The following is a 14,804-nucleotide window of genomic DNA, read 5'->3' as shown; positions in this document are numbered from 1 at the left end:
ATGTGGGGATCACGTGGCGGCACTGGGCACCGGCGGCGGCACCGCTGGCGCTCGCCCTGCTGGCGGCGACCGGCTGCACGTCCAGCACGCCGGACAGCCGGGCGGAGCCGACCGGTGCGCCCGCCACGTCCGGGGCGCCGGCCAAGCCCGTGGCCCGGGTGTGCGCCAAGCCCGCGGCCGGGCCTGCGACGGCACCGAAGGGCGCGGTGACGGTCGATCCCAAGCGGGTCGGTGACCTGGCCGCGAAGACCAAGAGCAGCCCCGCGGGCACCACCTTCTGGCTGCGGCCCGGCACGCACCGGCTCGATCCGGACCGCTACTCCCAGGTCCTCCCCAAGAAGGGGAACCGCTATCTCGGCGCGCCCGGCGCGGTGCTCGACGGCCGCAGGATCAACCAGTACGCGTTCGGCGGCGGCGCGCCCGACGTCACCATCCGCCATCTGACCGTGCAGGGCTTCAAGGCGCCGCACGACCAGGGCGTGGTCAACCACGACTCGGCCGACGGCTGGGTGATCGAGCACGCGACGATCCAGCGCAACGACGGCGCCGGGCTGATGGCCGGCGCCCGCCAGCGGGTCCGTGCCAGCTGTTTGCGCGACAACGGGCAGTACGGCATGAACGCGTACAAGGGCACCGGTCAGCTCCGCGACCTGGTGCTCGAGGGCAACGAGATCACCGGCAACAACACCGGCGACTGGGAGCGGCGGCGGGACGGCTGCGGCTGCACCGGCGGCGTGAAGTTCTGGGCCGTCAACGGCGCCGACATCCGCGGCAACTGGGTGCACGACAACCGCGGCGCCGGGCTGTGGGCGGACACCAACAACAACGACTTCCGCATCGAGGGCAATGTGCTCGAGGCCAACGACGGCCCCGCGCTGATGTACGAGACCAGCTACAACGCGGTCATCCGGGACAACACGATCCGCCGGAACAACTGGGTCGAGGGCCGCGAGCAGGCCGAGGGCGACGACAACTTCCCGTACGCCACCGTCTACCTGTCCGAATCCGGCGGCGAGCCGCGGGTGAAGGCCCGTACCGACAAGATCGAGATCTCCCGGAACACGCTGGAGAACAACTGGAACGGGATCACCCTGTGGGAGAACGCCGACCGGTTCTGCAACAGCCCGGCCAATACCTCCACCGGCGACTGCACGCTGCTGGTGAAGGACCCCAAGAGCTGCGCCCGGCCGGCGATCACCGCCAAGCCGCTCTACGGCGACTGCCGGTGGAAGACCCAGCGGGTGGACATACACGACAACCGCTTCGTGCTCGACAAATCCGTCGTCAAGTGCAAGGAGAAATGCGACCGGATGGCGGTGCTGGCCAACTACGGCACCTATCCGGACTGGTCGCCGTACCAGGGCGAGAAGGTCGCCGAGGCGATCACCCGCAAGCAGCAGAACCGCTGGCACGACAACACCTACCTCGGAGCCTGGAGCTTCACCGCCCACGACCCGAGCCGGCAGCTCGACTTCGGGGAGTGGAAGGACGCGCCGTACGAGCAGGACAAGGGCAGCACCCTCCGCCGGCGGGGCGGTGACTGACATGATCCCGGCCGGCACACCGAAGACCGTCGGCGTGGTCTGGGGGCTGCTGATCCTCAACACGCTCGGCTCCACCGGGGCGGAGACCATCATTCCGCTGCCCCGCTCCCTGATCCAGGTGGTCACCATGGGCGCGCTGGTCGGCGCGTTCACGCTGGCGCTCGCGCTCAACCTGCAGCTGCGCATCCGGGCCAACGCCGTCGTGCTGCTGCTCACCCTGCTGCTGCTGCCGAGCGTGATCTCCAGCGTGGACCTGGAGTCCGGCTTCGGGGCGCTGTTCCGGTGCGCCCGGCTGGCGCTCTTCGTCGGTACGCTGTGGCTGCTCAGCCGCTGGTGGGACGGCAGCCTGACGTTCGTCCGGCACCACATCCGCACCTATTTCGCGGTGCTCGGCTCGGTGGCCGTCGGGGCGCTCATCTCGCCGGGCGCGGCCATGCCGGACGTCTACGGCGGCCGGCTGGTCGGCGCGCTGTGGCCGCTCACCCCGCCGCAGATCGGGCAGTACGCCGCGGTGATCATCGGACTCACGGTGCTGCTCCTGCTGGGCCGGCAGACCGACCGGGCGAGCGCCGCGGTGGTCATCGGGCCCTCGCTCGTGCTGCTCGTGCTGACCCATACCAGGACGGCCACCCTCGGCCTGCTCATCGGGCTGGTGCTGGCCATCAGTTCGCTGATCCTGACCAGCGCCGCCGCCCGCCGGTTCTTCGTCTGGACGGTGCTGTGCGGGGCCGTGGCCGCGGTGGGGTTCAGCTCCGCGCTGCAGGCCTGGTACCGGCGCGGGCAGAGCGAGCAGTACTTCTCCAGCCTCAACGGCCGGGCCAAGGTCTGGGACGCCCTGCTGGCGGCGCCCCGGTCGACCGCGGAGCAGCTGTTCGGTACGGGGCTTGGCGACAAGTCCTTCGACGGGCTGCCGATCGACAACAGCTGGCTGGCCGTCTTCCACGAGCAGGGGCTGATCGGCGTCGCCCTGGTGGTGGGGATCATCACCGTGCTCGGCGCCGTCGCGCTGCTCCGGCCGCCGTCGCTGGCGCGGGCCTGCGCGATCTTCCTGATCAGCTACTGCGCGATCGCGTCGTACACCGAGGCCGGTCTCGGCGACGCCTCGCCGTATCTGCTGCATCTGACGCTGGCCGCCTCGCTGTTGGCGGCCCCCGCCGAGCCGCTGCCGTTCGCGGCAACAGCGATCCCCCGGCGGCGCGTCCCGCGCTGGGCCCGGGACCGGGAGGTGACCTGAGCATGCACGTCCTCGTGGTGCACAACCGCTACGCCTCGGCGCAGCCGAGCGGCGAGAACAACGTCGTCGACCAGGAGGTGGCGCTGCTGCGCGCGGCAGGCCACCGGGTCGAGCTGTTCGAGCGGCGCAGCGACGACATCGCCGACCGGTCCCTGCTGGGCAAGGCCGCGCTGCCGCTGCTGGTGCCGTGGAACCCGGCGGTCCGTACCGAACTCGCCGCCAGGCTGCGCACCACCCGCCCCGATGTCGTGCACGTCCACAACGTCTTCCCGCTCCTGTCGCCCGCCGTGCTGGCCGCCTGCGCCGACGCCGGGGTGCCCGCCGTCGCCACGCTGCACAACTACACCCAGGTCTGCGTGCCGGGCACCCTGCAGCGGGACGGCCGGCCGTGCACCGACTGCGTCGGCGGCACGCCGCTGCCCGCCGTCCGGCACGGCTGCTACCGGGGCTCCCGGCTGGCGACGGTGCCGCTCGCGGTCAGCATGTCGGTCAACCGGCGCCGGTGGTGGTCGGGCGTCACCCGCTTCTTCTGCCTCTCGGCGGCGCAGCGCGACGTTCTGGTACGGGCCGGGCTGCCGGCCGAGCGGCTGGTGGTGAAGCACAACTTCGTCCCGGATCCGGGTGCTTGCCGGGCGGGCGACGGTGAGCATCTGCTCTATCTCGGCCGGCTCGCGGAGGCCAAGGGCGTGCGGCTGCTCATGGCCGCGTGGGACGAGATCGCGGCGAGCGGCGGCGTGGGGGTGCCGCTCGTGATCGCCGGCACGGGGCCGCTGGAGCGCGAGGTGACCGCCTGGGCGGCGGGGCGGGACGACGTGCGGTACGTCGGCCTGTGCGACCCGGCGGAGAGCCGCAAGGCCGTTGAGCGGGCGGTCGCCGTGGTTGCCCCCTCGACTTGGCTGGAGGCGTTCGGCCTGGTGGTCGTGGAGGCGATGGCGGCGGGGGTGCCGACCGTCGCCGCCGGTCACGGCGCCTTCGCCGAACTGGTCGAGGACGGGGTCACCGGGCTGCTGCACCAGCCCGGCGAGGCAGCCTCGCTCGCGTCCTGCCTGCGGCGGATCGCGGGGGAGCCGGCCCGTAACCGGGAGATGGGGCAGGCGGCCAGGCGCCGTTACGAGCAGGGCTTCAGCCCGGCCGTCGGACTCGAGCGCCTGCTGGAGGAGTACCGCGCCGCGATCGCGGCACGGACGGAATCAATGGGGGGCAAGAGATGACAGGATGCCGACTCTGCGGCTCGGCGGCGCTGGAGAGCGTCGTCGACCTCGGCGCGACGCCGCCGTGCGAGAGCTTCCTCGCCGCGGACCAACTGGACCTGCCGGAGCCGGCGTACCCGCTGCATCTGCGGGTCTGCACCGACTGCTGGCTGGCCCAGATCCCGCCGCTGATCACGCCGGAGGAGACGTTCAAGGAGTACGCGTACTTCTCCTCCTTCTCGACCTCGTGGGTGGAGCACGCGCGCACCTTCGTCGCCGACGCCGTGCAGCGGCTGGGGCTCGACACCGACTCCTTCGTGGTCGAGGTCGCGAGCAACGACGGCTACCTGCTGCGACATGTGGCGGAGCGGGGGATCCGCTGCCTCGGCATCGAGCCGTCGGTGAACGTCGGCGCCGCGGCGCGGGACGCGGGGGTGCCGACGCTGACGGAGTTCCTGGACCCGGACACCGGCGCGACCGTCCGCGGCCGGAACGGCCCGGCGGACCTGGTCGTGGCCAACAATGTCTACGCGCACATACCCGACGTGGTCGGCTTCACCCAGGGCCTGCGCGCCCTCGTCGCCGACGACGGCTGGGTCTCCATCGAGGTGCAGCACCTGCTGACGCTGATCGAGCAGAACCAGTACGACACGATCTACCACGAGCACTTCCAGTACTACACGGTCGCGGCCGCGATCCGGGCGCTGGCCAGCGGCGGACTGACGCTCGTGGACGTGGAGTTGCTGCCCACGCACGGCGGATCCATCCGGCTGTGGGCCCGCCCCGCCGAGGTGGCCGGCGAGCCGACCAATGGGGTATCCCCTGCTCGAGCGGAGTCGAGAGCTTGGGGAAGGGTGGCCGACGTGCTGGCCCGGGAGAAGGCAGCCGGGCTGCAGGAGCTCTCCGGATACACCGAGTTCTCCGCCCGGGTCGCCAAGGTGCGCCGGGACCTGCTCAAGTTCCTCATCGAGGCCGCCGAGCGCGGCGAGACGGTCGTCGGCTACGGCGCCCCTGGCAAGGGCAACACCCTGCTCAACCACTGCGGCATCCGGCCCGACCTGCTCCCGTACACGGTCGACCGCAACCCGTACAAGCACGGCCGATTCACCCCCGGCACCCGCATCCCGATCCTGCCGCCCGAGCAGATCGCCGCCGACCGGCCGGACTACGTGCTCGTCCTCCCGTGGAACCTCAGGACCGAGCTGGCCGAGCAGCTGTCCTACGTCGGCGACTGGGGCGGCCGCCTGGTCTTCCCCATCCCGGAACTGAGCATTGTCGAGGTCAAGTCATGAAGGTCGTGCTGTTCTGCGGCGGTTACGGGCTGCGCATGCGCAGCGGGACCTCCGACGACATACCCAAGCCCATGGCGATGGTCGGCCCGCGGCCGCTGATCTGGCATGTGATGCGCTACTACGCGCACTTCGGGCACACCGAATTCATCCTGTGCCTCGGCTACGGGGCGCACCACATCAAGAATTTCTTCCTCACCTACGAGGAGACGACGTCCAATGACTTCGTCATGCGCAACGGCCGGGCCGAGCTGCTGTCCACCGACATCGCCGACTGGACGATCACCTTCGCGCAGACCGGCATCGAATCGCCGATCGGGGAGCGGCTGCGCCGGGTGCGGCACCACCTGGACGGCGACGAGATGTTCCTCGCCAACTACGCCGACGTGCTCACCGACGCGCCGCTGCCGGAGATGATCGAGAACTTCGCCCGCCGCGACGCCGGCGCGTCGATGATGGTGGTGCCGCCGCAGTCCTCGTTCCACTGCGTGGACCTCGGCGAGGACGGCCTGGTCGGCGGCATTACGGCGGTCAGCGAACTGCCGCTGTGGGAGAACGGCGGCTACTTCGTGCTCCGCCAGGAGGTCTTCGACCACATCCCGGAGAACGGCGACCTGGTCGCCGACGGCTGCGCCCAACTCGCCAAGCGCGGCCGCCTGGTGGCACACCAGCACCGCGGCTTCTGGAAGCCGACCGACACCGTGAAGGAGCGGGCCGCGCTCGACACGGCCTATGCGCGGGGCGACCGGCCGTGGGCCGTATGGGAGCGGGACGCCGCCCGCGTGGGGACCGCGTGATCCGGCTCGGGGCCGCCCGCCTGGACCGGATCGTCGCGGTGGGCGCGCACTGCGACGACATCGCCATCGGCGCCGGCGGCACCCTGCTGACGATGTGCCTCGCGCGGCCAGGCCTCCGGGTCGACGCGCTGGTGCTCTCCGGCGGCGGCAGCAAGCGGGAGCTGGAGGAGCAGGCCGCGCTGCCCGCCTTCTGCCCGGGCGCCGACCTGCGGCTGACCGTGCTCAAGCTGCCCGACGGCCGGTTCCCCGCGCGCTGGGAGGAGGCCAAGGCCGCGGTCGAGGAGCTGCGCGAGCGGACCGAACCCGACCTGGTGCTGGCGCCGCGCACCGACGACGCCCACCAGGACCACCGCGGCCTGGCGAAGCTGATCCCCACCGCCTTCCGCGACCACCTGGTGCTCGGCTACGAGATCGTCAAATGGGACGGCGACCTCGGCCGCCCGGCGGTCTACCAGCCGCTGTCGCCGGACACCGCCGACCGGAAGGTGCGGCTGCTGCGGGAGCACTATCCCTCGCAGCGGCACCGGCCCTGGTACGACCGCGAGGCCTTCCTCGGCCTTGCCCGCATTCGCGGCATCGAATGCCACGCGCGCTACGCCGAGGCCTTCGACGCCACCAAACTCACGCTCAATCTGGGGGGATGAACCGTGCGCGTACTGCTGACCGGACACCAGGGCTATCTGGGCTCCGTCATGGCCCCGGTCCTCGCGGCCGCCGGACACGAGGTCACCGGCCTCGACGCTGGCCTGTTCGCCGACTGCGTGCTGGGCCCGCGGCCCGCGGACCCGCCGGGGCCGCGGGTGGACCTGCGCGACGTCACGGCCGACCACGTCGCCGGAGTGGACGCCGTCATCCACCTGGCCGCGCTCTCCAACGACCCGCTGGGCTCGCTGGCGCCCGAGCTCACCTATGACATCAACCACCACGCGTCCGTACGGCTGGCCAAGCTGGCCCGCGACGCCGGGGTGAAGCGGTTCCTGTACGCGTCGACCTGCTCCGTCTACGGCGCCGCGGGCGGTGACGACCTCGTCGCCGAGGACGCCCCGCTGCGCCCCGTGACGCCGTACGCGGAGTCCAAGGTGCGGGTGGAGGACGATCTGCACTCGCTGGCCGACGGCGCCTTCAGCCCGGTGTACATGCGCAACGCCACCGCCTTCGGCTACTCGCCGCGGCTGCGCGCCGACATCGTGCTGAACAACCTGGTGGGCCACGCCTTCCTGTCCGGCGAGGTGCTGGTGCTCTCCGACGGCACCCCCTGGCGCCCGCTGGTGCACGCCGCCGACATCGCCCGGGCCTTCACCGCCGCGCTGAGCGCGCCGCGGGACGCTGTGCACGACCGGGCGTTCAACATCGGCAGCGAGATCAACAACGTCACCGTCGCCGAGATCGCCGAGCAGGTCGCCGCCGCGGTGTCCGGATCGAAGGTGGTGATCACCGGGGAGACCGGCGCCGACCCGCGCTCGTACCGGGTCGACTTCTCCCGCTTCCGCACCGCGATCCCCGGCTTCGACTGCGAGTGGACGGTCAAGCAGGGCGCGCTCGAACTCGCCGACGCCTACCGCGAACACAAGCTCACCCGCGAGGACTTCGAGCAGCGCTTCACCCGCCTCGCCGTGCTGCGCGCGGCGTCCGACCGCGGCGCCGTGGACGACACCCTGCGGTGGCGCCGATGACCGAGGCGGGGGAGGACATGTACGGGCTGGTGGAGCGGCTGTACCCGCTCTGCCGGAGCATCACGGGCGACGGCGTGCGCGCCACCCTGGAGATCGTCGGCGAATACGTCCCGCTGCAGGTGCACGAGGTGCCGACCGGGACCCAGGTGCTCGACTGGACGGTGCCGCAGGAGTGGAACATCCGCGACGCGTACATCGCCGACGCCGCCGGCAACCGCGTCGTCGACTTCGCCGCGTCCAGCCTGCACGTGCTCGGCTACAGCGTGCCGGTGGCGGCGACCATGACGCTGGACGAGCTGCGCCCGCACCTGCACACCCTGCCGGAGCACCCGGACTGGGTGCCGTACCGCACCAGCTACTACAAGCCGGACTGGGGCTTCTGCCTGGCGCAGCAGACCCTGGACGCGCTGCCGGACGGTGACTACGAGGTACGCATCGACTCCACCCTCGCGGACGGCCACCTCACCTACGCCGAGCACGTGGTCCCCGGGCGGGTCACCGACGAGGTGATCGTCTCCTGCCACACCTGCCACCCGTCACTGGCCAACGACAACCTGGCCGGCATCGCGGTGGCCACCCACCTGGCCCGGGCGCTGGCGGAGCAACAGCCCTATTACACCTACCGGTTCATCTTCGCGCCCGGCACCGTCGGGGCGATCACCTGGCTGGCCCGTAACGCCGAGCGGGTGGCGCGGGTCAAGCACGGCCTCGTCCTGGCCTGCGCGGGCGACCCGGGCTCGCTGACGTACAAGCGGAGCAGGCGCGGAAACGCGGAGATCGACCAGGTCATGCGGCATGTGCTGGGTGTCTCCGAACGGCCGCACCGGATCACCGGGTTCACCCCGTACGGCTACGACGAGCGGCAGTACTGCTCGCCCGGGTTCGACCTCGGCGTGGGCTCGCTCAGCCGGACCCCGTACGCCGGCTATCCGGAGTACCACAACTCGGCGGACAATCTGGACTTCGTCTCCCCGGCGGCGATGGCGGACACCCTCGCCGTCTGCCGCGAGGCCGTCGCCGTACTCGACCGCAACCGGCGGTACGTCAACCTCAGCCCGTACGGCGAACCGCAGCTCGGGCGGCGCGGGTTGTACGACGCGCTCGGCGGCCGCAGCGATACCAAGCAGGCCCAGATGGCCATGCTCTGGGTGCTCAGCCTCGCCGACGGCGAGCACAGCCTGCTGGACATCGCCGAGCGGGCGGACCTGCCGTTCGACGCCGTCGCCACCGCGGCCGACGCCCTGGAGGGCGCCGGGCTGATCAAGGCGTGACGCCGATGACCATCGAGGGGGAGAAGGCGGCACCGGTGGCCCGCCGCCGGCACGCCAAGCCGAACGCCAGACGGGCCATCGCCGGGCGGCTGTCCTGGGGACTGGCCGACCAGGCGGCCTCCAGCATGAGCAACTTCCTGGTCGGGATGTACGTGGCCCGCTCGCTCGGGCTGACCGCGTTCGGCGTGTTCAGCCTGGCCTGGGTGACCTACGGCGTGGTGCTCAACGTCTCCCGCGGGCTGGCCTCCGACCCCCTCGTGGTGCGCTTCAGCGGGGTGCCGGACGGGCCGTGGCGGGCGGCGGCGGGCCGGGCCACCGGTACCGCGCTCGCTGTCGGCGGGGCCCTCGGCGCGGTGAGCCTGGCGGTCGGTCTCGCCATGGGCGGGCAGCTCGGGGGCGCGTTCGCCGCCCTCGGCGTGGTGCTGCCGGGGCTGCTGCTGCAGGACGCCTGGCGGTTCGCGTTCTTCGCCGCGGGCGCCGGGCGGAAGGCGTTCCTCAACGACGTCGTGTGGGGCATCGCCCTCATCCCGGCCCTGGTGGTGGCGGCCAAGGCGGGCAGCGTGGAAGGCTTTGTGCTCGCCTGGGGCGGGACCGCCGCGGTGGCCGCGGGGTACGGCTGGCTCCAGTCCGGCATCCGGCCCCGGCCGGCCCGGGCGCGCGCGTGGCTGCGCGAGCAGCGCGACCTCGGCTACCGGTACCTGGTCGAGAACGTCAGCCTCAGCGGCGCGAGTCAGCTCCGCGCGTACGGGCTCGGTGCGATCGTCGGGATCAGCGCGGTGGGTGCGGTGCGCGGCGCGGAGCTGCTGCTCGGCCCGTTCCTCGCCGTGCTGATGGGCCTTTCGCTGGTCACCGTCCCGGAGGCGGCGCGGGTGCTGCGGCAGGCCCCGCACCGGCTGGGCAGATTCTGCTTCGTGCTCGCCGGCGGGCTTGCCGCCGCCGCCCTGCTCTGGGGCGGGGCGCTGCTGCTGGTGCCGGATTCGGTCGGCGAGCATGTGCTCGGCCAGGTCTGGTACTCCGCCTCCGAGCTCATCGTGCCCATCTCCATCGGCGTCGCGGGCGCCGGCGTCGGCGTCGGTGCGGCGGCCGGGCTGCGCGCGCTCGCCGCGGCCCGGCGCAGCCTGCGCTGCCAGCTGTTCGCCTCCGTCGGCTACGCCGGCGGCGGACTCGGCGGGGCGGCCCTGGGCGGCACCGTCGGCTCGGCCTGGGGCGTCGCCATCGCCAACGTCGCCGCCTCGGCGCTGTGGTGGCTGGAGCTGCGGTCCGCCCTGCGTGCGCACCATCGGACCACCATCAGTGAAGTGAGGAAGACATGACCGCCCAGCCCCGATTGAGCATCGGCCTGCCCGTGTACAACGGCGAGGAGTATCTGGCCGAGTCGCTGGACGCCCTGCTCGGCCAGACCTACGAGGACTTCGAGCTGGTCATCTCCGACAACGCCTCGACGGACGGGACCGAGGACATCTGCCGCAAGTACGCGGCGCGGGACGCCCGTATCCGCTATATCCGGCTGCCGCGGAACGTGGGTGCCACGCCGAACCACAACTACGTGTTCACCGAATCCCGCGGCGAGCTGTTCAAGTGGGCCTCGCACGACGACCTGTACGGCCGGGACCTGCTGCGGCGCTGCGTGGAGGCGCTGGACGCACACCCCGACGTGATCCTCGCGCACGCCGACCAGGCCGTCGTCGACGGCGACGGACAGCTGAAGGTCCCGTACGACTACACCCTGGCCACCGGCTCGCCGCGCCCCCCGGAGCGCTTCCGCAGCCTGCTGTTCGAGCCCGGCGGCGACGACTTCTACGGGGTGCTGCGGGCCGATGTGCTGCGCCGGGTGAAGCCGATGGACAGCTACCACCACGCCGACCGCACCTTCGTCGCCGAGATCGCCCTGCACGGGCGCTTCCACCAGGTGCCGGAGCTGCTGTACTTCCGCCGCGACCACCCGGGCCGCGCCGAGCGGGCGAACCCGTCGAAGCGCTCCCGGTGCGTCAACCTGGACCCGCGCCGGGCGGGCCGGCTGCACCCCACGCCGCGGCTGCTCGCCGAATACGTCCTGGGCTTCGTGACGGCGATCCGGCGGGCGCCGCTGTCGGCGGCCGAACGGCGCATGTGCTACCGCCACTTGGCGGCGTGGATGACCAGTCGGGCCCGGCCGGGCGCGGGCGAGCGGGTCGAGGACCGCGCCCCGGTCGGCCCGGGTCCGCGCACGGTCTCCATCGACGCGCTCGTCGCCGGCCGGGAAGGGAGGCAGGCATGACGTCCACGAGCGAACGCCCCGTGCGGGTCGGCCTGTTCGGCCTGTTCGGCGCCGGCAACTCCGGCAACGACGGGTCGCTGGAGGCCATCCTCGGATATCTGCGCACCGAGCACCCGGAGGCGGTGGTGGACGCGCTGTGCGGCGGTCCCGAGGCCGTCACCGCCCGGTACGGGATCCCGGCGGCGCGGCTGAACTGGAACCGCGGCGAGTACCGGACCGCGTCGAGCGCCGCCGCGGTCGCGACGAAGGGGCTGGGCAAACTCGTCGACATCGTCCGCACCGCCGCCTGGGTGCGCCGGCACGACGTGGTGATCGTGCCGGGCACCGGCGTCCTGGAGACCACGCTGCCGCTGCGGCCGTGGGGCTTCCCGTACTCGCTGTTCCTGCTCTGCGGGAGCGGCCGGCTGCTGCGCACCAAGGTCGCGCTGGTCAGCGTCGGCGCCTCCGCGATCGGCAACCGGGCGACCAGGACCCTGGTGCGCTGGTCGGCGCGGCTGGCCGGATACCGCTCGTTCCGCGGCGCCCATTCCCGGGACGCGCTGCGGGCGATGGGCGTGGCCACCGCGCGCGACGAGGTCTATCCGGACCTCGCCTTCTCGCTGCCCGCGCCACCGGCGACCGTGCCCTCGGGCCCGGCGGGCCCGGTCTGCGTGGGCGTCATGGCCTGGCACGGCAGCAACGACGAGCGCGACCTGGCCGAGGAGATCCACCGGCGCTATCTCGACGGGACGATCAGCTTCGTCCGCGCGCTGGTCGACGACTGCAGAACGGTCCGGCTGCTCACCGGCGACGAGCTCGACCGGCCGGTGGCCGACGCGATCCTCGACGCGGTGGACTCGCCGCTGGTCACCGTCGCCGAGGCGGCCTCGCTCGCCGACCTCATGAAGGAGGTGGCGGCCGCCGACACCGTGGTGGCGGCCCGCTACCACAACCTGGTCTGCGCGGTGAAGGTCGGCACCCCCACGCTCGCACTCAGCTATTCGGAGAAGAGCGACGACCTCATGGCTCTGATGGGACTGGAGGCGTACTGCCACTCGGCCCGCGAGGTCGACGCCGACCGGCTGCTCGAGCAGTTCCGGGAACTGGAGGGGCGCTCGGCGGAGCTGCGCCATGCCCTCCCCGAGCGCACCCAGGCAGCCGCCCGGCGCGTCGAGGACCAGTTCACCGCCCTGACCGCGGCCCTGTTCCCGGCCACCGATCACGCGCTACGGGAGGCGCCGTGAAAGCGACCGAGGTCCCGGCGATAGCCGGCGCGTACCTCTTCGAACCGACCCCGTACGCCGACGAACGCGGCTTCTTCTGCCGCACCTTCGACGCCGACGTGCTCCGCTCGGTGGGCCTCGACCCGCACGCCTTCGTCCAGGACAGCCTGTCCCGCTCGGTCCGCGGCGTGCTGCGCGGCCTGCATCTGCGCTCCGGCGCCGGCGAGGCCAAGCTGGTGCGCTGCTCGTACGGGAAGGTCTTCGACGTCGTCGTGGATCTGCGGCCGGACTCGCCGACGTACCTGGGCCGGGCCTTCTTCGAGCTGTCCGGTGAGACCCAGACGACCGTGTACATCCCGGCGGGGTGCGCGCACGGCTTCCAGGCGCTCACCGCGACCGCCGACACCTCGTACCGGATCGACCGCCCGCACGACCCGGCCGAGGACGTGACCATCGCCTACGACGACCCGGAACTGGCCATCCCCTGGCCGCTGCCTGCCACCTCGATGTCCCAGCGCGACCGGGAGGCGCCGAGCCTCGCCGAGGTCCTCAAACAACGGGAAGGGTGAATCCGGCGTGGACACCGAAGAGTTCCAGCTGCCCCGGTCGCGGAAGGCGAACGAGCGGCTGCACGCGATGATCCCCGGCGGCGCGCACACGTATGCCAAGGGCGACGACCAATACCCCGAGCACCTGGCCCCGGTCATCAGCCACGGCCGCGGTGCGCATGTGTGGGACGTCGACGGCCATCGCTATATCGAGTACGGCTCGGGGCTGCGGTCGGTGAGCCTCGGTCACGCCCACCCGCGCGTGACCGAGGCGGTGCGGCGGGAGATCGACCGCGGCAGCAACTTCGTCCGCCCGTCCATCGTGGAGGCCGAGGCGGCCGAGCGCTTCCTGGCGACGGTGCCGACAGCGGAGATGGTGAAGTTCGCGAAGAACGGCTCCGATGTCACCACCGCGGCGGTGCGCCTCGCCCGGGCCGCCACGGGGCGGGGGCGGGTGGCGATCTGCGGCGACCACCCGTTCTTCTCGGTGGACGACTGGTTCATCGGGACGACGCCGATGTCCGCCGGGATTCCGGCGGCGACCACCGAGCTGACGGTGTCCTTCCCGTACGGGGATCTGGCGGCGACGGAGGCGCTGCTGGAGCGCTACCGGTACGAGATCGCCTGCCTGATCCTGGAACCGGCCGGCCACACGGAACCGCCGCCCGGGTACCTCGCCGGGCTGCGCGAACTGGCCGACCGGCACGGCTGCGTCCTCGTCTTCGACGAGATGATCACCGGCCTCCGCTGGTCGGCGGCGGGCGCCCAGGGCCTCTACGGTGTCACCCCCGACCTCTCCACCTTCGGCAAGGCGCTGGGCAACGGCTTCGCGATCGCGGCCCTGGCCGGACGCCGCGAGCTGATGGAGCGGGGCGGGCTGCGGCACTCCGGTGAGCGGGTGTTCCTGCTGTCCACGACGCATGGGGCGGAGACGCATTCCCTGGCGGCGGCGATGGCGGTACAGACCACGTATGTCGAGGAGGGCATCACGGCGCGGCTGCACGCCCTGGGCGAGCGGCTGGCGTCGGGGGTCCGCGAGGCGGCGGCCGGGATGGGCGTCGAGGACCATCTCCTCGTCCGCGGCCGGGCCAGCAATCTGGTCTTTGCCACCCTCGACGAGGACGGGCAACCGTCGCAGCAGTACCGCACGTTGTTCCTGCGGCGGCTGCTGGCGGGCGGGGTGCTGGCTCCGTCGTTCGTGGTGAGCAGTGCGCTCGACGATGCCGATATCGACCGGACGGTGGAGGTGGTGGCGCAGGCGTGCGCGGTGTACCGGAAGGCGCTGGACGCGGGGGATCCGACGCCGTGGCTGGGCGGGCGACCGGTGAAGCCGGTGTTCCGCCGCTTGGTATGACGCGCTGTCAGGTGCGCTGCCGCTGACCGGCGTCGGCCATCCGGTCGGCCGCCAGGTCGATCAACCACGCGGTGGCCGGTACGACGGCCAGCGCGGTGCACCAGCCACCAAGGACATCGGTGGGGTAGTGCGCACCCAGCGCGACCTGCGCCCAGCCCATTGCGGCGCCGGCGACCAGCGCCGCGGCGAGCACGAGGAGCAGGCCGTGCGTCCGGCTGAAGCCGCGCCGCCCGACGGCGAGCAATGCCCCGACGAGGGCAAGCGCGGTGAGAAAGGCCGTATGCCCACTCGGATACGACAGATGCCCACCGTGAATGGTGCGCCCCGCAAGCGACTTGATCACCATCGTCGCCCCCACACTGAGCCCGGCCCCACCAACAACAAGCACCACGGCCCGCGGCCACCGCACCACCAAACACCCGACGACGGCCCCCACCCCCAACAC

14 protein-coding genes are annotated in these 14,804 nt (G+C 72.2%); 13 read left to right on the top strand and 1 reads right to left on the bottom strand.

From position 1 onward, the window contains the following. Positions 1-2: 2 nt before the first annotated feature. Genes G5C51_RS21385 through G5C51_RS21325 form a run of 13 tightly spaced genes read left to right on the top strand, consistent with a single transcriptional unit; the run spans position 3 to position 14,359 of the window. A complete protein-coding gene (locus G5C51_RS21385; RefSeq protein WP_165239757.1) occupies positions 3-1,544 on the top strand; it encodes a right-handed parallel beta-helix repeat-containing protein in 1,542 nt (513 codons plus the stop codon). A gap of 1 nt (position 1,545) precedes the next feature. After that, positions 1,546-2,778, top strand: coding sequence for an O-antigen ligase family protein (locus G5C51_RS21380; RefSeq protein ID WP_165239765.1), 1,233 nt, complete (start codon positions 1,546-1,548; stop codon positions 2,776-2,778). 2 nt (positions 2,779-2,780) lie between these two features. Next, a complete protein-coding gene (locus G5C51_RS21375) occupies positions 2,781-3,989 on the top strand; it encodes a glycosyltransferase (protein ID WP_165239756.1) in 1,209 nt (402 codons plus the stop codon). After that, entirely contained in the window at positions 3,986-5,260 is a 1,275-nt protein-coding gene (locus G5C51_RS21370; protein WP_165239755.1) for a class I SAM-dependent methyltransferase, read from the top strand. The genes G5C51_RS21375 and G5C51_RS21370 overlap by 4 nt, the downstream gene beginning before the upstream one ends. Continuing rightward, a complete protein-coding gene (locus G5C51_RS21365) occupies positions 5,257-6,054 on the top strand; it encodes a sugar phosphate nucleotidyltransferase (RefSeq protein ID WP_165239754.1) in 798 nt (265 codons plus the stop codon). The genes G5C51_RS21370 and G5C51_RS21365 overlap by 4 nt, the downstream gene beginning before the upstream one ends. After that, positions 6,051-6,698, top strand: coding sequence for a PIG-L family deacetylase (locus G5C51_RS21360; RefSeq protein WP_165239753.1), 648 nt, complete (start codon positions 6,051-6,053; stop codon positions 6,696-6,698). The genes G5C51_RS21365 and G5C51_RS21360 overlap by 4 nt, the downstream gene beginning before the upstream one ends. A 3-nt stretch (positions 6,699-6,701) precedes the next feature. Next, positions 6,702-7,727, top strand: a complete 1,026-nt coding sequence (locus G5C51_RS21355; protein WP_165239752.1) for an NAD-dependent epimerase/dehydratase family protein — start codon at positions 6,702-6,704, stop codon at positions 7,725-7,727. Continuing rightward, positions 7,715-8,998, top strand: a complete 1,284-nt coding sequence (locus G5C51_RS21350; RefSeq protein ID WP_165239751.1) for a DUF4910 domain-containing protein — start codon at positions 7,715-7,717, stop codon at positions 8,996-8,998. The genes G5C51_RS21355 and G5C51_RS21350 overlap by 13 nt, the downstream gene beginning before the upstream one ends. Positions 8,999-9,003: 5 nt before the next feature. After that, positions 9,004-10,311 (top strand): MATE family efflux transporter, encoded by a 1,308-nt coding sequence (locus tag G5C51_RS21345; protein ID WP_165239750.1) that lies wholly within the window; start codon positions 9,004-9,006, stop codon positions 10,309-10,311. Beyond that, complete coding sequence (locus G5C51_RS21340; protein WP_165239749.1) at positions 10,308-11,255, top strand: glycosyltransferase family 2 protein; 948 nt, start codon at positions 10,308-10,310, stop codon at positions 11,253-11,255. Before G5C51_RS21345 ends, G5C51_RS21340 begins: the two co-directional genes overlap by 4 nt. Further along, positions 11,252-12,478 carry a polysaccharide pyruvyl transferase family protein gene (locus G5C51_RS21335; RefSeq protein WP_165239748.1) on the top strand — a complete coding sequence of 409 codons (1,227 nt, stop codon included), beginning with the start codon at positions 11,252-11,254 and terminating at the stop codon, positions 12,476-12,478. Before G5C51_RS21340 ends, G5C51_RS21335 begins: the two co-directional genes overlap by 4 nt. Further along, positions 12,475-13,026: a dTDP-4-dehydrorhamnose 3,5-epimerase family protein gene (locus G5C51_RS21330; RefSeq protein ID WP_165239747.1), complete on the top strand. Its 552-nt coding sequence runs from the start codon at positions 12,475-12,477 to the stop codon at positions 13,024-13,026. The genes G5C51_RS21335 and G5C51_RS21330 overlap by 4 nt, the downstream gene beginning before the upstream one ends. Before the next feature lie 7 nt (positions 13,027-13,033). Beyond that, on the top strand, positions 13,034-14,359 hold the full coding sequence (locus G5C51_RS21325; RefSeq protein ID WP_165239746.1) for a glutamate-1-semialdehyde 2,1-aminomutase: 1,326 nt from the start codon (positions 13,034-13,036) through the stop codon (positions 14,357-14,359). A 7-nt stretch (positions 14,360-14,366) separates the two neighbouring features. On the opposite strand, the gene G5C51_RS21320 is transcribed toward G5C51_RS21325, so the two are convergent. Beyond that, positions 14,367-14,804 (bottom strand): phosphatase PAP2 family protein (locus G5C51_RS21320; protein WP_165239745.1); only part of this gene is annotated, 438 nt, incomplete at its 5' end.

The sequence above is a fragment of the Streptomyces coryli genome (genome assembly GCF_011044975.1).
Lineage (GTDB): Bacteria > Actinomycetota > Actinomycetes > Streptomycetales > Streptomycetaceae > Streptomyces > Streptomyces coryli.
This window is presented reverse-complemented; position numbering and strand designations above follow the sequence as displayed.

Excerpts from the sequence above, each read along its gene's own strand:
- G5C51_RS21380 (WP_165239765.1), top strand. The coding sequence starts at position 1,546 with ATGATCCCGGCCGGCACACCGAAGACCGTCGGCGTGGTCTGGGGGCTG.
- G5C51_RS21375 (WP_165239756.1), top strand. The coding sequence starts at position 2,781 with ATGCACGTCCTCGTGGTGCACAACCGCTACGCCTCGGCGCAGCCGAGC.
- G5C51_RS21370 (WP_165239755.1), top strand. The coding sequence starts at position 3,986 with ATGACAGGATGCCGACTCTGCGGCTCGGCGGCGCTGGAGAGCGTCGTC.
- G5C51_RS21365 (WP_165239754.1), top strand. The coding sequence starts at position 5,257 with ATGAAGGTCGTGCTGTTCTGCGGCGGTTACGGGCTGCGCATGCGCAGC.
- G5C51_RS21345 (WP_165239750.1), top strand. The coding sequence starts at position 9,004 with ATGACCATCGAGGGGGAGAAGGCGGCACCGGTGGCCCGCCGCCGGCAC.
- G5C51_RS21340 (WP_165239749.1), top strand. The coding sequence starts at position 10,308 with ATGACCGCCCAGCCCCGATTGAGCATCGGCCTGCCCGTGTACAACGGC.
- G5C51_RS21335 (WP_165239748.1), top strand. The coding sequence starts at position 11,252 with ATGACGTCCACGAGCGAACGCCCCGTGCGGGTCGGCCTGTTCGGCCTG.